The following is a 20,500-nucleotide window of genomic DNA, read 5'->3' on the forward strand; positions in this document are numbered from 1 at the left end:
CGATAAGATACTTCATAAACAGTGTATTTACATAGTTGATCATGGTGCTAAAGTCTGCTCCCACAGACTTAACTGATATGGAGTGGGAAATCTTGGTTCCCTGGATTCCACCAGCCAAATCAGGTAGGCATCCACGTACAACAGATATGCGAGAAATATGCAATGCCATCTAAGATACATTACTTTAGATACATTACTTTTTTGTTGAAATTATCCGAAATTATATATAAAGGACTTTATAAAATGTGAGCAATATGGCGTTTCATTACCAATACGTCAGTATTGAGCAGCCAGCCATCAGTCAATTGATTCGAGAACTCCGGCAAACTTTAAAGCTGACCCAGGAGAAGTTTATTGAGATGCTTTTGAATCCACTATCGGAGTCAGCCGATGCTAAGGTAAGAGAACGCCACTAGGAAATACGTGGGAAATACTTTCCATATGGAACTCAACGTATGAGGGCAGAGGAATCCAAGGCAACGGCTGAGAATTTGTTGATTGGCGGCGAGTTGGGGGAGTTGTTGCTTACGCACGATTGGTCACAAACCTCATTAGGGGCTGTGGAAACTTGGTCAGAAGAACTGAAAACGGCGGTGCAAATTGTACTGACCGAACTCGAACGAGCCAAGCCAACTGAAAAGCCCCGGCTAGACTCTGCTCTGCCACAGGATGGGTCTACCTTAGCAGTCGGTGTCACTCACGATACCTTCCGCCATCTAGTAGAAAACTCACCCTTTGGTGTGTATATCGTCGATGCAGACTTCCGCATCGCGCTCTTGAGCGCGGGGGCGCAGAAAGCTTTTGAAAACGTCCATTCATTGATCGGGCGCGACTTTGCCGAAGTGCTGCGTATGCTTTGGTCAGAGCCGTTCGCCAGTGAAGCGATCGCCCACTTCCGGCACACACTAGAGACAGGTGAAGCGTACCACGCGCTCGGCACGAGCGAGCGTCGCCGCAACGTTGGCGAGGTCGAGTGGTATGACTGGAAGATTGAGCGCATTACGCTGACCGATGGACAGTTTGGAGTTGTGTGCCATTTCTACGATCTTTCGGAACGCCAGCGTTATGAGGCAGCATTGCGAGCAGCAGAAGAGATTTCGCAGCGAGCCGCCCGATTGGAGGCATTTCGCGTTTCGCTGGCCGATGCGCTGCGTCCGTTGGCTGACCCGATCGAGATTCAGGCGACAGCCAGCCAGGTGCTGGGTGAAGCGATTAATGCAAACCGCGTGGCATACTTCGAGGTTTGCGGCGCAGATTACGTCGTCGAGCAAGATTACATTCATGGAGCCGAATCCATTGCCGGACGCTACCCGATCGACTCGTTCGATCCCAGGCAGCTTGCAGCCTTTCGCCAGGGTCGCACTGCAACTTCATCTGATGTGCCAGCCGATCCAAATTTGTCGCCAGAGCAGCGATCCGCCTTCGCCGCTATTGGGATTGGGGCTTATATTGGCATTCCGTTGATTAAGCAGGGTAAGTTCGTGGCAGGTCTCGCCGTTCACACTATTAGACCGCGAGTTTGGACAGTGGATGAGGTTGCACTGGCAGAAGAAGTGGCTGAGTACACTTGGGCAGCAGTCGAACGCGCCCGTGCTGAAGCAGCTTTACGCCAAAGCGAGGCGCAAACTCGGAATATTTTGGAGAGCATTCATGAGGCATTCTTTTCTCTAAATGAATTTTGGCAGATCACTTATGTTAATCAATCGGCTGGAAACCTGCTTGATCGCGCTCCAGAAGATTTGATTGGCAAGAATTTATGGGAAGAATACCCAGGACTGATCGGCAGTGAGTTTGAGCGAATTTACCTGGACGCGATGCACAATCACGTCGCTGGCTCATTGACCCAGTTTTACCCGGATCACGATCGCTGGTACGACGTTCGCACCTATCCCGCCCCAACTGGCATCGCCGTTTACTTCAGAAATGTCACTGACCAAGTTCAAGCCGAGGAAGCACTGCGCCAAAGCGAAGCTCGCTTTCGGCGGATTTTTGAGTGCAACATGGTGCCCATCGCAGTTTGGACAGCGACAGGCAAAATTACTCAAGCCAATAATGCCCTGCTCGATATGATTGGCTATACACGCTTTGAGTTGGAGACGGGGCAAATCAACTGGCAAGCCTTGACTCCACCGGAATATCGATCGCTGGACGAAATTGCCCTCAACGAAATCGCCACGAAGGGGGTTAGTGCGCCCTATGAGAAAGTGTACATTTGCAAAGACGGCAGACAAATTCCCATTTTGATCGGTGCGGCATCATTTCTGGATGATGCCAACAGCGGTATTTTCTTTGCCATTGATTTAACCGATCGCAAACAAGCTAAAGCCGCCCTGCGGGAATCGGAGGAACTCTATCGCACGCTGTTTGAGTCGATCGACCAGGGCTTTTGTCTGCTCGAAGTTCTGTTTGATGCAGATGAAAACCCGTTTGACTACCGCTTTGTTGAGATCAACGAAGCGTTTGAACAGCAGTGCGGCTTAGTTGATGCGGTGGGAAAAACTATTCTCGAACTCGTACCGAACTTCGAGCCTCAATGGGCAGAGATTTACGGTCAGGTAGTCAAGACCAGTGAGGCGATTCGATTTGAAGCCGATGTCCCCTCGCTGAACGGGATCTTTGACATTTATGCGATTCCCAGCGGTGCGCCCGGTCAAAATCTAGTTTCTGCACTGTTTACCAACATTACCGAACGTAAACGTCGTGAAGCCAATCTCGCCTTTTTAGCAGAAGTTCAGGACGATTGCGCTCATCTGACGACGGCTGAGGAGGTGATGCAAACGATTGGCGCAAAAATCGGTGCGTACTTGAACCTTGCCATTTGTGCATTTGTGGATGTAGACGAAGCCCAAGATCAAGCGATTGTGTCCTATTGTTGGCATCGAGCAGACGTACCAAACTTGGTTGGCACTTACCGCATCTCCAACTTTGTTAATGAAGAATTCTACATCGCGGCACGGGCTGGAGCGGTTGTGATTGTCAAAGATACGAATACAGATGCGCGTACTGATGCAGTAAGCTGTGCCGCACTCAATGTTCAGTCGTTCATCCATGTGCCGCTGCTACGCGATGGGCAATGGAAATTTCTGTTCAATGTTTACGATTCTCGCCCACGGAATTGGCGTGAAGATGAAATAGAATTATTCAGCGAACTGGCAAACCGCATCTTCCAAAGACTGGAACGCGCTCGTGCTGAAGTCGCCCTAAGCCAATCCGAGGAACGTTACCGGACGCTGTTTAGCTCGATGGACGAGGGCTTCTGTGCGGTTGAGGTGCTGGTTGAGCCGAACAATACACCGATTGATTACCGCATCTTAGAAATCAACCCGACCTTTGAGCAACAAACTGGAATCCCACAAGCCGTAGGTAAAACAGCACGGCAGTTGAACTTGGAAGACCATTGGATTGAAACTTACGGGCGAGTTGCGCTGACGGGTGAACCCATTCGGTTTGAAAGCAGATCCGAAGTCCTGGGGCGCTGGTTTGATGTGTATGCCTGCCGCACAGGTGAACCAGAGACGCGAAAAGTGGCGATCATCTTCAAAGATATCAGCGATCGCAAACAAGCCGAAGCCACCATCGCCACCGACCTTGAAAATACCCGACTGCTGCACGACTTAAGCGCACGACTGATCAATGAAGACAACATTCAGGTGCTGTACGATGAAATTATGGCGACTGCGATCGCTCTGACAAAAGCAGATGCGGGTACGGTGCAGATTCTAGACAAAGCCACGCAAGACCTTTTATTACTGGCATCTCAAGGCTTTGACAGAACCATGACCGATCATTTCTACCGAGTGAATGCGAGTTCAAACACACCCTGTGGCATTGCCCTGAGGAGGGGGACTCGTACCTTCATTGATTTTGATGTACCAGAATGCGACGACCCCGATGGTTCTTTGCGAATGCACGTTAACGCAGGCTACCTTTCCGCCCAGTCTACGCCGCTAATCTCCCGCTCCGGCAAACCGATCGGCATGGTTTCGACTCACTGGTGCAGGCCGCATCGACCGAGCGATCGAGAACTCCGGTTTCTCGATCTACTGGCGCGTCAGGCTGCCGATTTGATTGAGCAGCGACAGACCGAAGCGGAACGTCAACAGATTTTGCAACGCGAACAGGCGGCACGGGAAGAAGCGGAACGGGCAAACCGCATTAAAGACGAGTTTCTGGCAGTGCTGTCACACGAGTTGCGATCGCCCCTCAACCCGATTTTGGGCTGGACGTGCTTACTGCAAAAGGGCAAACTTGACGAAGCCCGTCGAGTCGAAGCCTTGAGAACAATCGAGCGCAATGCCAGACTGCAATCGCAACTGATTGAAGATTTACTCGACATTTCCCGCATTATGCGGGGCAAGTTATCTTTAACTGTGGCTCCCGTCAGTTTGACATTTGTGATTTCTGCGGCGGTTGAAACGGTGCGGTTAGCAGCAGAAGCCAAGCACATTCAGATCGTACTTGACCTCGATCCAGCCGTTTCTTCCATCTTTGGCGATGCCGCTCGCTTGCAGCAAGCGGTGTGGAACTTACTCACTAATGCCGTCAAGTTCACACCTAATGGCGGACAAGTGACCGTTGAACTGCGGCAAATCGACGGGCTGGGTCAGATTCGAGTCATTGACACTGGCAAAGGCATCAACCCACAATTCTTGCCCCATGTATTTGAATATTTCAGACAGGAAGACGGCTCAACCACGCGCCAATTTGGCGGGTTGGGATTGGGGCTGGCGATCGTGCGGCAAATTGTAGAAATGCACGGGGGTAAGGTCACAGCAGAAAGCCAGGGTGAGAATCAAGGCGCAACCTTCATCATCAAACTGCCCCTCATGCAGCAGGCAACATCGAGCGCATCCGAGCCAATCCACCCCCAGGCAGAAGCAGAAGTGCCTTTAGACGGCGTTCAAATTTTGCTGGTGGATGATGAGCCAGATACCCGCGAGTTTCAGGCATTTGTGTTGTCACAAAGCGGGGCAAATGTGACAGCCGTCGCTTCTGGGGAAGAAGCTTTACAAGCTCTAGAGCAGTTCATTCCTGATGTGCTAGTAAGTGACATAGGCATGGCACAGATGGACGGCTATATGCTGATGCAGCAGATTCGCTCCCGCCCACCGAATCAAGCAGGAACCATTCGGGCGGTTGCACTGACCGCTTATGCCGCAGAAATTGACCAACAAAGAGCATTTCAGGTAGGATTTCAAACTCACATTACAAAACCTGTAGAGCCAGAGAAGTTAGTGAGCGCGATCGCCAACTTGCTAGAACGCAAGTAACTTTCCGCATCTCTATTAATGAGGCTTTTCATCTGCCAGTGCTGCGAAACTTCCTTGCTCATACCGTTTCACTTTAAATTTGATACAAATAGGCCGCAGGGGAGCAGAGAAGAAATTATTTGTATCATTTATAGGGTGAAATGGTATCAGTCGAAGGGCGATCGCAATTTTCAAGCCTCAACCGGGAAAGAGTTGCTTCTAGCATTGATAGATGCTCTCTAAGCACAAAGTCATATACCAATAGCCTTTTAACCCTATTGCCTATTGCCTATTGCCTATTGCCTGTTACCTGTTACCTGTTACCTCCTGTAAGTTAAGGCTGACTTGTTGACAAACAAGAGAAAAATTGTAGATGAATAATTATTCAAAAATATGGTAAAGAAAGTTGCTATTATTGGCGCTGGCCCAGGAGGTTTAGCAGCCGCGATCGCACTGTCAAATCTCGGTTTGGATGTGCAAGTTTACGAACAAGCTCAAGAATTTCGTCCGGCTGGTACTGGTTTAGGGCTAACTCCCAACGGTTTAACTTGTTTAGAAGCGATCGCACCAGGAATAGTTGCCGCACTCACCAGTTCTGGCTGTCAGGTTCACCATACTGTTTTCAAAAGTATGCCCGGAGAAACCATTAGAACCAACGCCAGTATGATGTTAGCGCAATACGGACAGCCATTGTTAACTGTTTGGTGGTGGCGATTGCAACAAACCCTGGCCTCCAGATTACCATCTAATATTATTCACCTCAATCATCGCTGTATTGGCTTTGAACAGAATGAAAGCAGCGTAAAAGTTAAGTTTGACAATGAAAAAACCATAAATGCAGATTTGCTAATTGGCGCAGATGGATTACACTCCGCAGTTAGACAAACCTTATTTGCAGAAGGTCAACCGAATTATGTGGGGAGTATGTGTTGGCGTGCTGTGATTGAATACGATCACGAACTATTCAATTCCTATGACTTAGCCTTTATCAAAGGCCAGCAACAATTTATGTTTCTGCTTAATGTTGGTGGAGGGTACACCAGTTGGGTTACTCGTAAATTCATGCCAGATTATTCTTTGTCACGTAGTGCAGTAGAAGCTAAAGCTCGGATTCTGCATGAATTAACAGACTGGGATGCATCCTTTCGGGCAATTGTAGAAGCAACGCCAGCCGAGCAGATTTGGGAAGGGCCGATATGCGATCGCCCACCGTTAACCCACTGGAGTCAAGGTAGAGTCACGCTTTTAGGCGACGCAGCCCATCCGATGGCCCCAGCAATGGCTCAGGGAGCTAACAGCACATTTGAAGATGTATGCGAACTGCAAGCTTGTTTATGTAATGCAACAAGTTTGACAGAGGCTCTAGTCAGCTACGAACAGCGTCGCCGCGATCGTACCAGTATCATCCAAGCTCGTAGTGCAGTAGGGGAGATGCGTTACTATGACATTGAAACACCTGGGCAGAAGCAGGAGTTATCCCAGTCAAATAATGAAGATTTCCAAGATTGGCTATATAAGTATCAACCACCTGTCCATTCTGGTAAATTGACAGCCATGCTATAACAAGAAATACAAAAAGAAACAGATACTTCAGATCAGCTAAAACCAAAAATTAACTAGTATCAAATTCATTAGCCAGATTTTTATCACTAAATTACTTAAAAGTAGTGTTTACTTAATGTCTAAAAAGCCGTCTCAAACCCCTTCCACAAACAATGCTCATTACACAGATAAATGGCATGAAAGGGTAGCACAAGTAGCCTATCGCTTTAACCGAGAGTATCAAAAACAAACCTTTGAGCTACCAGCAGAAGTCCAGGCAATGCCAATATATCAAGAGTGGATTGCAGGTTTATTAGCAGGAAGAATAGTTTCGCCATTTTGGGAAATTGCTCAACCGCAAAAAAGCCAGCAGTGTTTAGATATTGGTTGCGGTGTCAGCTTTTTGATTTATCCTTGGCGAGATTGGCAAGCATTTTTTTATGGGCAAGAAGTTAGTAACTTCGCACGAGATACGCTCAATTCTCGTGGTTCACAGTTGAATTCTAAGCTGTTTAAAGGTGTTGAGTTAGGCCCGGCTCATCAGTTAAACTATCAGCCATCTCAGTTTGACTTGGCGATCGCCACCGGATTTAGCTGTTATTATCCTTTGGAATACTGGAATCTTGTCTTAGAGGAAGTCAAACGGGTATTAAAACCAGGTGGACAGTTTGTGTTTGATATCCTCAATCCCGAACAGCCTTTGGCGGAGGATTGGGCAGTGTTAGAAACTTATTTAGGTGCTGAGGTGTTTTTAGAACCTGTAGCTGAGTGGGAGAAAATAATGAAAGAGGCTGGTGCTAAAGTTGTCACCCAGCAATCAGGAGAATTATTTCATTTGTACAAAGTGCGGTTTTAAAACTAGCTTTTTGCCAATAAACTCATCCAATCTCAGGGTGCAAAATGATAAACCCAAAGAACTATACTTTTTTGGGTAAGTGAGGATTTTGATATGTCGCCCTGGACAAGTCTGATAACTGTTTTGACATTACTGTTTTACTTAGCGATCACAATTAATGTTGGTCGAGCTAGAGCCAAATATAAAGTACCACCTCCACAAATGACAGGAGATGCCAATTTTGAACGAGTACTGCGTGTTCAGCAAAATACCCTAGAACAATTAGTTGTCTTTCTTCCTGGTTTATGGTTGTTCTCTTTTTATATCAACCCGTTATGGGGAGCAATTATTGGTGCTATCTGGCTGGTTGGAAGAATTGTCTATGCTTGGGGATATTATCAGGCTGCTGAAAAACGGGGAATTGGTTTTGCTATTAGTTCCCTCAGTGGTATGGTGCTACTTTTGGGTTCGCTAGTTGGCATTATCCTCTCTTTAGTGAAGGTGTAAACTGCACTGAAGCGCAAAAGCGATCGCACTGATTTTGACTTATTCTGAGAGTGAGAAATGAGGCGATCGCTTTTGAAATTGGTAAAACTTTATCTAATACTTGGTAATTATCGGAAAATCGATTCAGTAAAAATAATACAAATATTTTACGTACTAATACTATATTTTATTTACAAATAATTATTAAATTATTACATTTAAACTACTGAAATAAGACAAATTTCAGCCTTAATTATGGTTTTGAGCCTGAGAATATTACGAAAAAAGTATTTAATATCACATTAATCCTATGTGATATTTTTACTAAAAAAATTAGCGAATTCATGCATAAATATCCTGATATCAGATTTTGCTGCGAGGAGAATTTATACAGCTATAACCAGACTTTGCTTGGCATCGGGAGTGACTTCAATCATGACTATGACATCTCCATACTTGTTCAAAATTCCAGGAAATTCGGCTATTGAAATTTCGCATGATGAACTGCGATCGCTACTTGGAGAAATTGAAGGGGAACTCCATCGCAGTAGAGTTTATCGTCAAGCTGTAGCTAAACTGCAAAAGTTACTAGGCTCTTGTGAAGAAGCCAAAACTTTGTTTAAAGCTGTAGGTAGAGAAGCAATTGGTTTAGCATTTCAGCAATTTGCTCATCATGCACAAGTTTTAGATACCAACCAACAAACAGATACAGCAGCAGAAACATCTAATAATCAGATAAATCCGCAAACAACAAACACAGATTTATCATCAAAACCTTCGCCAACCCAAGATGTAACTAATACTTGCATAAATAATCCAGAAAATTCAGAAAACAAACATCCTGTAACTGCACTAGTAAACTGGCTTAAGCCTAATCAAAAAACTGCTAAAGCTGAACTAGCCAAGCAAATGGCAGAGGAACAGCGCTTAGAAACTATGCGCCAAATTGGTCAGCAACTTAAACAAGCCCGTGAAGCTAGAGGTTTTTCTTTCAGAGATTTAGCTATCTTCACTCATCTGCCAATTCATCAAATGGAAGCAGTGGAAAGCGGTAACTTAGACTTATTGCCAGAGGATATTTTAGTTCGGGGATTTATTCGCGTGATGGGTAATGCTTTAGGGCTAAATGGCATAGTTTTAGCTAACTCTTTACCTGCAACTAACATTGTGCCTTCGGTGTTGCCTTCTTGGTCTAAACCTAAGCATAGCAAAGGTTTAGAGATAGAAATACGACCGATGCATTTGTATTTGGGATACACAGCACTTGTGGCTGGGACAGTAGGAAGCTTGTCGTTAATGTCTCAGCCTGGGAAAATTGACACAACTGTAAATCCAGAAGTAACGCCTTCTTCGCCTATTTCTCAATCGAGCCAAGATACTGAGATGACTGCTAAACCAGGTATTAAATCCAGTCCTAATGGAATTGGTGTCGGTTCAGATATTGCCCCTCCAGAAGCACTGTAGTAAAAGTATGTAGACGCTGTTAGCGGCTTGCCGTAGGCTAGTCTAAAGTGTGAAGTATGAAACTGTATCGTACTTCACAATACCTATGCCTAGAAATTATGACTACAGACCCTTATGCTTGGATAGAACAATCATTAACCACCATTCATCGAGCAGACTGGTATCGTTCAGTACAGGTATTGAGCGATCGCCCAGGGGCAACTGTGGTTTTAGCAGGGCAAGAGGTAATTAACTTTGCCAGTAATGATTACTTGGGTTTAGCTGGTGATGAGCGGTTAATAAATGCTGCGATCGCGGCTGTTTCTAAATTTGGTACTGGTAGCACTGGTTCTCGATTACTCAGTGGGCATCGAGAATTACACAGAGAATTAGAGATAGCGATCGCATCTCTCAAACAAACAGAAGATGCGATTGTCTTTAGTTCAGGATACCTTGCCAACTTAGGTGCGATCGCTGCTGTTGTTGGCAAACGTGATTTAATTCTATCTGACCAATACAATCATTCCAGTCTGAAAAATGGCGCAGTTCTCAGTGGTGCAGCAGTTATCGAATATCCACACTGTGATGTTTTAGCTTTAAAAACTCAGTTGCAACAACAACGCCAAAACTACCGGCGCTGTTTAATTATTACCGATAGCGTCTTCAGTATGGATGGCGATTTATGCCCTTTACCAACACTATTGCAATTAGCTGAAGAATTTAACTGTATGCTGTTAGTTGATGAAGCTCATGCCACTGGAGTAATAGGCAAAACTGGCGCAGGATGCGTTGAACATTTTGGATGTACAGGAAAGCAGTTAATTCAAATTGGGACTTTAAGCAAAGCTTTGGGTAGTTTGGGCGGGTACGTAGCTGGGAGTGCAGCCCTGATTGACTTTTTGCGTAATCGCGCCCCGACTTGGATTTATACCACCGGACTTTCACCCGCAGATACAGCAGCAGCATTAACCGCAATTGGAATTGTTCAACAAGAACCGCAACGGCGAATTCAATTGTGGCGAAATGTAGATGATCTCAAAAACTTAATGCAACAGCAGCTACCGCATCTCCAATTACTACCTACAGAATCACCCATTCTCTGTTTTCAATTACCTAGCCCAGCAGATGCACTCCAAATAGGTAAACACCTCAAAGAATCAGGCATTTTCGCTCCAGCAATTCGCCCACCTACAGTACCTACAAGCCGCATCAGAATTTCTGTGATGGCTACTCATGAAATGATGCATATAGAAAAATTAATAACTGTGCTAAAAAAACAAATTAATGCCTAATGTTTGAGTTATTTCCGGTGGCGGCGAGGTTGGTGATTGAGCAATCTAATGCTTAGAGTCTGAATTAGATGCTTTCTCCTGTTTGACCTTTTTGATTAATTCCATATAGACATTAATCTCGCTAACTTCTATATCATGTTCAATTCGCGTTACTCTCCAATTTTCCTTATTTATGTAAATTTCTTCTCCTATTCGGGGAACGAATTGTAAATCATAAAATTTTTTGACATATTCTTTTTGTTTTTCTTCCCATAATATTACTTTGGTTCCTTCTCTACTCATTGCTGATCCTGTTTTGTTACTAAATGGAAGTCAGTGTTTAACAAGACTCATTTAGCAAGTTTATCTTAATCATTAAATCCAATAGCGTAGTTAAAACCACATTATTCCTAATATTGCCGGCAACTATATAGGAATCTGGTTTGATTACTGAACTACTTGTGTAGTCAGGCAATAGGGAATAGACAATAGGCAATAGCAAAGAAGGCAGGTAACGATGTACTGATTTTTTTCAAAAATCAAATATGAGTTCTATAGCAATCCTAAATGAATTACACACAAATTTACTTACCACTCTCTACACACTACTCCCTGCATCAACCAGTACTTAAGAAATCAAATAGGATTGCTAGGTAGGGTTTATCTAGCCAAATTTTCTTTTTTGGCTTTTATTGAAAATTTAATAAAATTTCAGCTTTTGAATTTAAAATTTTACAACTTACAACATTATAAATTTATTTAGATACGTACAATATTATCTAAGAATTGACCACTGGCAGAAGGTATTTTTAATTTAAATATAAGAATCTACCTGAAGGTAAATTCCGAAAATTTGCAAACTAGCTTAAGGTATGTATATGCCCTGCCATAAGTATTGGTTGTTTGCAAATCTGTTCATGCCATACATTCATTATTCACACTTACTACGTTATGCCGTTGTAGTTTTAATTGTCGCCACAGCACTAGTAACAATGCTATTGCTTGATCCTTGGATAGGAATGGATGGAACGCCATTCCTACTATTTTTTGGTGCTGTGATGGTAAGTGCTTGGTATGGTGGTTTGAAAGCAGGAATATTAGCAACCTTTTTATCTGTGGTACTGAGCGATTACTTTTTTCTTTCCCACAGGTACGCCCTAGATTTAAATTTAGCTGATGTTGTCAAAATATTGTTATTTGCTGTACAGGGATGGCTGATTAGTATTTTATGTGAAGCATTAAGGCACGCTAAACGTAAAGCTGAAATCAATCTTCAAAAGCTGAAAGTTAGCGAGGAGCGATTTCGCATAGCATTAAGCAATTCAGATATTGTCGTTTTTCAGCAGGATCAAGATTTACGCTATCAATGGGTTCATAATCTTCAAGGCATAAATACAGCCGAGTCAGTATTAGGTAAATCTGATGATGAAATTTTTCCCATTTCATTAGCGCAGCAATTGATAGCAATTAAGCAGAAGGCAATCCAACAAGGTATTTCGACCCGCGAAGAAATCTGTGTAAATCTGCATGGAGATGTTATTTATTATGACTTGCTGGTAGAACCACTCAAAGGCATAGACGGCGGTGTAACTTGTGTAGGGGTGAATATTACAGAGCGTAAACAAACAGAAATTGAAAAAACCAAGTTACAACGAGAAGTTCAGCAAGCCCTTCAGGAAAAAAATGAATCTTTGGCTTTATTAAATGCGTGGATAACCAGTTCTCCCATCGCATTGGCGTTTTTTGATACAGAACTCCGCTATGTTTATGCAAATGAAGCATTAGCCGCAATCAACGGTATACCGCGAGAGCAACACATCGGTCGCACACTACGAGAAGTGCTACCGCAATGGGCAGAGGAACTAGAGCCAGTTTTTCGGCAAGTGATGCAAACAAGGGAACCACTACTCAACCAAGAAGTGGGCGGTGAAACTTATCCGCCTGGGGTATATCGTCAAAGTCTAGTCAGTTACTATCCTGTAAGCTTACCAGATGGTAAATTGCTGGGAGTCGGAGTCACGGGGGTTGAGATAACTCCTTTAAAACAAGCGGAAAATGCATTGCGAGAAAGTGAAGCAAAATTTCGCAGTGTCGTTGAGTCAAATATGATTGGAATCGGCTTTTGGGAAAGAGACGGGAGAATTACAGATGCCAATGATGCTTTGCTGAAGATGCTGGGTTATAGCCGCGAAGATTTAGAGGCAGGAGAACTTAATTGGCTCAATATGACTCCTGTAGAGCATCTGACACTTGATGAGCAAGCACTGGCTCAATTTGAAGAGGGTTCTTTTTCTACTCCTTATGAAAAAGAGTATATCTGTAAAGATGGAACTCGCATCCCAGTTTTGATAGGTAGTAGCCATTTTGAAGGGACTTTAGAGAGAGGAGCTTTTTTTGTTCTCGACATTACAGAGCGCAGGGAAGCTGAACAACAACTGAGATACATTGCGGAAATTAGTAGTTTATTGTCTACCTCATTAGATTATGAGGAAACTTTGCAGCAAATTGCCAAAATTTCTGTACCTCAACTAGCTGACTGGTGTAGTGTAGATATTCTGGCTGAGGATGGTTCGATTCGTCGCCTACCTATTGCTCATGCAGACCCAGCCAAAGCAGATTTAGCCGAGAAACTTCAGCAATATGTACCTGAGTCCCAAAGTACAAATCCGATCGCTAGAGTACTACAAACCGGACAACCACAGTTAATTTCAGAAATTCCAGATTCACTGTTAGTCAGGGCGACTCAGAATGCAGAACAATTAGAGATTATCCGGCAGCTAGGCGTGAAATCGGCAATGATTGTGCCTTTAATCGCACACAAGCGAATTCTCGGCTGCATTACATTTGCGATCGCCGAATCAAATCGTCGTTATGATCAATCAGACTTAGGATTAGCTACTGATATAGCTTATCGCGCCGCCATAGCAGTCGAAAATGCCCAACTTTATCGAGATAATCATCAATCTTTAATTAAATATGCCGAATCTCTGTCACTGTTAGATGCTTTATTAGCAGGCGCACCTGTGGCTGTATGCTTTTTAGATCGAGAACTGCGCTATATCAGAATCAATCAAACTTTAGCAGATATCAACGGTTTAACTATTGCAGAACATCTCGGACGCAAATTTGGCGAAGTATTTCCGGGGTTGGTAGATGAGTTTGAAGCTCAGTTACAGCAGGTGTTAGAGACAGGAGAACCATTACTAAACGTAGAAATCACTGGGGAAGCCTTAGGAAAAGGAGGAACCTATAGCCACTGGTTGGGTAACTATTACCCAGTCCGCAATGCGTTTGATGAAACTATCGGAATTGGCATCATTTTATCGGATGTCACAGCCACAAAAATTACAGAAATTGCCCTGCGCGAAAGTGAAGCTAGATTTCGCGCGATGTTCAACCAAGCAGCTGTGGGCATCGCTTTAGTAGCTTTAAATGGACAATTCCTGCAAGTTAATCCGGCACTGTGCGACATTACTGGGTACAGCCAAGAAGAATTGATGCAGTTAAACTTTCAAGAAATTACTCACCCTGATGATTTAGCTGCTGATTGGGATCAAGCTAGAAGAGTATTAGCTAAGAAAATTAGTGGTTATTCTTTAGAAAAACGCTATATCTGCAAAGATGGTGGGATTATTTGGGTAAATCTGACTTCTTCGGCGGTGTGGGATGCTAACGGCCAAGCGAAATATGCAGTCGGCATTATCGAGGATATCAGCGAACGCAAACAAGCGGAAGCAAACCAAACCTTTTTACTCGAAGCCAGCACCCTACTAGCTGCATCATTAAATTATGAAGTCACCCTCGCTAATGTGGCAAATTTGGCAGTACCTACCCTAGCTGATTGGTGTCTGATCGATGTTGTTAAAGAAGATTATGCAATTCAACCTATTGCCATGATCGCTGATAATCCGGCAAAGCAAAAAATATTAACTCAACTGCGACGACTTTATCCACCTAAATACGAAAACAACCATCCTTTTCGGGAAACTCTGTTACAGGGGCGATCAATTTTTTATCCCGAAATTCCCTACCCAGCACTCACCCAAATGGCTGAAGATGAGCAACATTTGCAATTACTGCAAAGTCTGGGGATGCGTTCTTTAATGGTGATTCCCCTATACTCACGCGGGCAACTATTTGGGGTGATTTCTTGTGTCAGAGGCGAATCTAGCCGTTTATACGAACAATCGGACTTAGCTTTAGCCCAAGATTTAGCGCGGCGGGCGGCCACAGCGATTGACAACGCTAGACTTTATCAAAAAACTCAACAGGCAAAGCAAGCCGCAGAATTGGCTGTCAGCCGCACAGTCCGGTTACAAAAAATTACCGCCGCCCTTTCGGAAGCTGTCACACCGCAACAAGTAGCTGAGGTAGTGGTAAACCAAGGAATTGCTGCTTTGGGTGCTAGTGCAGGTTCTGTTTTCTTGTTAGCCCAACAAGGTAATTCTCTCCAAGTTATCCAAGCAAGTGGCTATCCCCAATCAGTAGTTGAGGCTTGGTCAAATTTTCCAGTGTCGGCTGCTGTACCTTTAGCAGTAGCAGTGAGAACTGGAAAACCAATTTTTATCGAAAGTCCGGAAGCCTTCGCAGCTAATTATCCAGAATTAGCAGATTTACCATCGATGACAAGAAATCAAGCCTTTGCTTGTATTCCATTAATTGTAGAAAAACAAACCCTTGGGGTGCTGGGGTTAAGCTTTACTACTAGCCAAGCATTTGCAGCCGAAGACCAAGGATTTATGTTGACATTGGGGCAACAGTGTGGTCAAGCGATCGCCCGCGCTCAACTTTACGAAGCTGAACGCGATGCGCGTTCCGAAGCCGAAACAGCCAACCGCATCAAGGATGAATTTTTGGCTGTACTTTCCCACGAACTCAGAACACCGCTAAACCCGATTTTAGGCTGGGCAAAATTACTCCGCACCCGCAAAAACGACGAAAAAACCGTAATTAAAGCTCTAGAAACAATTGAGCGCAACGCCAAGTTACAAGCCCAACTAATTGAAGACTTATTAGATGTATCGAGGATTTTACGCGGTAAGCTAAGTCTGCATATCCGCATAGTCGATTTAAAATCAACAATCACAGCCGCTTTAGAAACAGTGCGCCTAGCAGCAGAAGCCAAGTCAATTCAACTGCAAACGGTATTTTCTAAGAAAAACTTAGAAGTTATGGGCGATGGTGATCGCTTGCAACAAATCGTCTGGAATCTCGTTTCTAATGCTGTCAAATTTACCCCGGCTGAAGGTAGGGTAGAAGTACGTTTAGAGCAAGTCGGCTATGAAGCTCAAATTCAGGTAATTGATAATGGTAAAGGCATTACTCCTGAATTTTTACCCTACGTCTTTGAATACTTCCGCCAAGCCGATGGCAAAACCACCAGAGTATTTGGTGGATTGGGTTTGGGACTCGCCATAGTTCGCCATTTGGTAGAATTACACGGCGGTACAGTCGCAGCAGAAAGTGAGGGTGAAGGAAAGGGGGCAACTTTTACAGTCCGGCTACCACTGCATAAAAGTGCCGAATCTTCCGCTTTCAGTGCTGATGCCCAGATAGATGAGACTGATGATACATTACTCGCTGGATTAAAAATTTTGTTGGTGGATGATCAAGCTGATGTGTTAGAGTTCTTTACCTTTGCCTTAGAACAGTATGGTGCAGAAGTCACATCTGTCGCATCCGCCGCCGAAGCATTAGAATCGCTAATCAACCTACAGCCAGATGTTTTATTAAGCGATATCGGTATGCCTACCACGGACGGGTATATGTTAATGCGCCAAGTGAGACAACTACCCCCAAACAAAGGGGGGCAGATTCCGGCGATCGCATTAACCGCTTATGCTGGCGAAATCGACTACAAACAAGCAATGGCCGCCGGCTTTCAAAAGCATATCCCTAAACCAGTTGATCCCGCCGATTTAGCAGTAGCGATCGCTAAATTAGTTAGTAATAAATAATACTCAAGCTAGATGTGGCAAACAGGCGCAGAACGTAAAAATAATCTATATACTCTTGTTTAAAGTTAAGTCTTCATATCATGTCTGCTTGATTACTTAATAAAACCTCTAAGCCGCACCCCGCCAACGAGGAGTGGTGCAATGATTGCGGGAATTATAACTAATTAGCCGGACATCATATCACAACCACTCCAGATGATGTTTTGATTTTCCTACCTGCTACCCAACTTACCCCTTAAGTAAGAATTTTTGCTTGTTTAAGTGGTATTACCTTATACAATCAAATTTTGTAAATCACCCGATCGGGTTAACCTAATGGGCGATGTATTGAGGATATTTCTTATTATAAATTTTGAAATCTAGAGAAAATGCATATTCGTAGGATTAATTTTCACGAGAAAACCAAATTTGTAGACTAAGCTACTTTCGTTAACTCCCACACTTGGTTGAAATTATGGTTGAAATTAAACAAATCGTCCAGCAAGCTTTCAAAAACGGTTATTTGAGTATTGCAGAGCAAAACCAGATCAAAGCACTGCTGCGGGCAAATTATGACTCAGAAGATTTAGATGCTTTTATTATTTTGCAACGAGCGATCGCATCTGGTGAAGTACAACGCGAGTCAAACCGTCGCAAAGCCTCTACATCTTCTAATCACAAAGATCATACATCCAATATCAAACTAGCTTATAAGATAGCTGCCGAGCTTGCTTATACAGCAGCACTAGCTCTATCCATACCAAAAAATTCGCAAGATCAGCCTTCTTTAGGCGCATAAAATTAAATAGTCAGTTAAAACACAAATTCATTGCACCATTATTTCGTGGGATCGTTAACTGTTGACTGTTAACCGTTGTCAGTCAACAGTCAACACCACTGTTTTGTCTCATCGATTTGGCATATTCAATAATTAAATAATTACGAAAATATTAAATTTTGATACACAAAGCAGACACCAGAGGAGAAGTCTGAAAATGGCAAACACTTATGGTGTCAGGTTTAGCAACAATTACAACAAAAGTTTTTAACTTTTAACAAAGTCACAGCTACTTTACAAACACAGTATAAAGAATTGGCAGCATTGAGAAAAGAAAGTCAACAATAACCATAGCTGAACTAGGAGGTTTGCTATCTCTATGCAACCAATTCGCACATTCAATGTTTCACCCTCGCTACCGCAACGCCTGGAACCACTGCGGCGACTGGCGTATAACCTGCACTGGGATTGGAATGTTGAAACTAAAGATTTATTTCGCCGTTTAGACCCCGATTTGTGGGAGTCTAGTCGTCATAACCCAGTGTTAATGCTGGGTACTATCTCTCAAGCACGGCTGTTGGAAGTGGTAGAAGATGACGGCTTTCTAGCACAAATGGATCGCGCCGCGCGTCAGTTAGATGATTATCTGCAAGAGCGCACTTGGTATCATAAACAACGCAGCCAAAAGCCCAAAGAATGCTTTGCTTATTTCTCGGCAGAATTTGGACTAGTAGACTGTTTACCTATTTATTCTGGTGGCTTAGGCGTTCTAGCAGGTGATCATCTAAAATCTGCCAGCGACTTAGGGCTGCCATTAGTGGGTGTAGGCTTGTTGTATCAACAAGGGTATTTTGCCCAATACCTCAACGCTGATGGTTGGCAACAAGAACGCTATCCCATCAACGATTTTTATAATATGACCTTGCACCTAGAGCGCAATCCTGATGGTTCAGAATTGCAAATAGCTGTGCAGTATCCCGGACGCAAGGTATACGCCAGAGTTTGGCGGGTACAGGTGGGCGTAGTTCCCTTGTATATGTTGGACACCAATATTGAACCCAACAATCCTTACGACCACGACATCACAGACCAGCTGTATGGTGGTGATATCGATATGCGTATCCACCAAGAAATCATGCTAGGGATTGGTGGTGTACAAATGCTCAAAGCGTTGGGATATGATGTCACAGCCTACCACATGAATGAAGGTCACGCCGCCTTCTCCGCTTTAGAGCGTATCCGCATCCTGATTCAAGAACAGGGATTAAGTTACGCGGAAGCTAAACAGGTAGTAATGTCTAGCAACATCTTTACTACCCATACACCAGTACCAGCAGGTATTGACTTGTTCCCTCCCGATAAAATGTTGTATTACCTTGGGTACTACGCAGATATCTTTGGCTTGCCCAAGGAGGAATTTTTAGGGCTGGGAAGAGAAAATACTGGTGATTTATCCGGGCCATTCAGTATGGCAGTGCTGGCGTTGAAGATGGCTAGTTTTTCTAACGGTGTGGCACAGCTGCATGGTGTGGTGTCGCGGCAAATGTTCCAAGGTTTGTGGAAAAAAGTACCAGTTCAAGAAGTACCAATTGCTGCTATTACTAACGGTGTTCACGCCCGGAGTTGTGTTGCTAAATCAACGCAAGAATTGTACGATCGCTACTTAGGGCCAAACTGGTCATCCGCACCACCCGATAACCAACTGTGGGAACGGATGGAGGCAATTCCCGATGAGGAATTATGGCGCAATCACGAACGCTGTCGCCTAGACATGGTGTTGTACGTGCGGGATCATCTAGTCAAGCATTTACGCGATCGCGGTGCTTCTCCTTCAGAAATTGCCCAAGCCCAAGAAGTTTTAGATCCCAATGTTTTGACAATTGGCTTTGCCCGTCGGTTCGCTACCTATAAACGTGCTACCCTCTGGATGCGCGATTTAAAACGCATTCAACGCATTTTACTCGGTGATAAAAACCGCAAAGTTCAATTTGTGATCGCTGGTAAAGCCCACCCCAAAGATATTCCTGGTAAAGAACTCATTCGTGAAATAAATCATTTTATCCGCGAACACCATTTAGAAAAACAGGTAGTTTTTGTTCCTAACTACGATATTCATATATCCCGGTTGATGGTTGCAGGTTGCGATATCTGGTTAAATACACCCCGTCGCCCACGTGAAGCTTCCGGTACTAGCGGGATGAAAGCCGCTATGAATGGATTACCCAATTTAAGTGTTCTTGATGGTTGGTGGGATGAAGCTGATTATGTCCGCACCGGATGGGCAATTGGACAGGGCGAAAATTACGAAGATCCCAATTACCAGGATGATATAGAAGCCAATGCTCTCTATGATTTGTTAGAGAAGGAAGTTGTGCCGCTATTTTATGACCGAGATGTCGATGGTTTACCCCGGCGTTGGGTTGCCAAAATGAAAGATGCCATTCGCTTAAACTGTCCATTCTTTAATACAGCGCGGATGGTACGCGATTATGCACAAAGGGCTTATTTCCCAGCCAGCGATCGCTGTCATACTTTAATTGCTGATAATTACGCCCCAGCTAAAGAATTAGCCGCTTGGAAAGCCAATCTCAGCGAAAATTGGTTTAACATCAAAATCAAAGATATTGATGTCTCCGCCAGTGCAGATATTGAGGTTAACCAAACCGTAGCCGTCAAATCAAAAATTGACTTAGCAACTTTGACTAACGATGATGTGCAAGTTGAACTTTACCAAGGTTCGATCGATGCCAATGGTGATATCGTCAATGCTGTGCCAGTAGTGATGGATTACCAAGGGCAAGATAGCCAAGGTTTGAGTATGTACACTGCTGATATCATCTACACTACCTCTGGTTTGCAAGGCTTGTCTTTGCGCGTGTTACCTAAACATCCGCACTTGTCTAGCCCTTATGAGCCAAGGTTGATTGCTTGGGCTGAGTGAACTAGGGAATAGGGAGTAG

11 protein-coding genes and 1 pseudogene are annotated in these 20,500 nt (G+C 44.0%); 11 read left to right on the forward strand and 1 reads right to left on the reverse strand.

The genetic code is table 11. The annotated features are described in order from the left end of the window. Positions 1-41: 41 nt before the first annotated feature. From H6G76_RS22010 to bioF, 8 genes and pseudogenes are all read left to right on the forward strand, one after another. Positions 42-170, forward strand: a pseudogene (locus tag H6G76_RS22010) (IS5/IS1182 family transposase); the annotation flags it as partial. Positions 171-254: 84 nt separating this feature from the next. Further along, positions 255-416 carry a hypothetical protein gene (locus H6G76_RS22015; protein WP_190705551.1) on the forward strand — a complete coding sequence of 54 codons (162 nt, stop codon included), beginning with the start codon at positions 255-257 and terminating at the stop codon, positions 414-416. Between the two features lie 39 nt (positions 417-455). Then, positions 456-5,270: a PAS domain S-box protein gene (locus H6G76_RS36660; RefSeq protein ID WP_199337478.1), complete on the forward strand. Its 4,815-nt coding sequence runs from the start codon at positions 456-458 to the stop codon at positions 5,268-5,270. A gap of 372 nt (positions 5,271-5,642) precedes the next feature. Then, entirely contained in the window at positions 5,643-6,812 is a 1,170-nt protein-coding gene (locus H6G76_RS22035; protein WP_190705553.1) for an FAD-dependent monooxygenase, read from the forward strand. Between the two features lie 115 nt (positions 6,813-6,927). Then, entirely contained in the window at positions 6,928-7,647 is a 720-nt protein-coding gene (locus H6G76_RS22040; RefSeq protein ID WP_190705556.1) for a class I SAM-dependent methyltransferase, read from the forward strand. A gap of 93 nt (positions 7,648-7,740) precedes the next feature. After that, positions 7,741-8,133: an MAPEG family protein gene (locus tag H6G76_RS22045; protein ID WP_190705559.1), complete on the forward strand. Its 393-nt coding sequence runs from the start codon at positions 7,741-7,743 to the stop codon at positions 8,131-8,133. A gap of 420 nt (positions 8,134-8,553) precedes the next feature. Next, a complete protein-coding gene (locus H6G76_RS22050) occupies positions 8,554-9,576 on the forward strand; it encodes a helix-turn-helix transcriptional regulator (RefSeq protein WP_313934815.1) in 1,023 nt (340 codons plus the stop codon). A 98-nt stretch (positions 9,577-9,674) separates the two neighbouring features. Beyond that, positions 9,675-10,847 carry an 8-amino-7-oxononanoate synthase gene (gene bioF, locus H6G76_RS22055; protein ID WP_190705609.1) on the forward strand — a complete coding sequence of 391 codons (1,173 nt, stop codon included), beginning with the start codon at positions 9,675-9,677 and terminating at the stop codon, positions 10,845-10,847. A 45-nt stretch (positions 10,848-10,892) separates the two neighbouring features. Here the strand turns inward: bioF and H6G76_RS22060 are convergent, their stop codons facing one another. Continuing rightward, positions 10,893-11,129 (reverse strand): hypothetical protein, encoded by a 237-nt coding sequence (locus tag H6G76_RS22060; protein WP_190705565.1) that lies wholly within the window; start codon positions 11,127-11,129, stop codon positions 10,893-10,895. Between the two features lie 614 nt (positions 11,130-11,743). Here H6G76_RS22060 and H6G76_RS22065 point away from each other — a divergent pair. The 3 genes from H6G76_RS22065 to glgP all read left to right on the forward strand — a co-directional run bounded on the left by H6G76_RS22065 (position 11,744) and on the right by glgP (position 20,481). Further along, positions 11,744-16,783, forward strand: a complete 5,040-nt coding sequence (locus H6G76_RS22065) for a PAS domain S-box protein (RefSeq protein WP_190705568.1) — start codon at positions 11,744-11,746, stop codon at positions 16,781-16,783. Positions 16,784-17,237: 454 nt separating this feature from the next. Then, positions 17,238-17,561, forward strand: coding sequence for a hypothetical protein (locus H6G76_RS22070; protein WP_190705571.1), 324 nt, complete (start codon positions 17,238-17,240; stop codon positions 17,559-17,561). 358 nt (positions 17,562-17,919) lie between these two features. Beyond that, positions 17,920-20,481, forward strand: coding sequence for an alpha-glucan family phosphorylase (gene glgP / locus H6G76_RS22075; RefSeq protein WP_190705574.1), 2,562 nt, complete (start codon positions 17,920-17,922; stop codon positions 20,479-20,481). Positions 20,482-20,500: the final 19 nt, after the last annotated feature.

The organism is Nostoc sp. FACHB-152, assembly GCF_014697475.1.
Taxonomy (GTDB): domain Bacteria; phylum Cyanobacteriota; class Cyanobacteriia; order Cyanobacteriales; family Nostocaceae; genus Nostoc_B.

Bases quoted from the DNA above. Each gene is read 5' to 3' on its own strand.
- bioF (WP_190705609.1), top strand. From the start codon at position 9,675: ATGACTACAGACCCTTATGCTTGGATAGAACAATCATTAACCACCATT.
- H6G76_RS22045 (WP_190705559.1), top strand. From the start codon at position 7,741: ATGTCGCCCTGGACAAGTCTGATAACTGTTTTGACATTACTGTTTTAC.
- H6G76_RS22050 (WP_313934815.1), top strand. From the start codon at position 8,554: ATGACATCTCCATACTTGTTCAAAATTCCAGGAAATTCGGCTATTGAA.
- H6G76_RS22040 (WP_190705556.1), top strand. From the start codon at position 6,928: ATGTCTAAAAAGCCGTCTCAAACCCCTTCCACAAACAATGCTCATTAC.
- H6G76_RS22070 (WP_190705571.1), top strand. From the start codon at position 17,238: ATGGTTGAAATTAAACAAATCGTCCAGCAAGCTTTCAAAAACGGTTAT.
- H6G76_RS22035 (WP_190705553.1), top strand. From the start codon at position 5,643: ATGGTAAAGAAAGTTGCTATTATTGGCGCTGGCCCAGGAGGTTTAGCA.
- H6G76_RS36660 (WP_199337478.1), top strand. From the start codon at position 456: ATGAGGGCAGAGGAATCCAAGGCAACGGCTGAGAATTTGTTGATTGGC.
- H6G76_RS22060 (WP_190705565.1), bottom strand. From the start codon at position 11,129: ATGAGTAGAGAAGGAACCAAAGTAATATTATGGGAAGAAAAACAAAAA.
- glgP (WP_190705574.1), top strand. From the start codon at position 17,920: ATGCAACCAATTCGCACATTCAATGTTTCACCCTCGCTACCGCAACGC.
- H6G76_RS22065 (WP_190705568.1), top strand. From the start codon at position 11,744: ATGCCATACATTCATTATTCACACTTACTACGTTATGCCGTTGTAGTT.
- H6G76_RS22015 (WP_190705551.1), top strand. From the start codon at position 255: ATGGCGTTTCATTACCAATACGTCAGTATTGAGCAGCCAGCCATCAGT.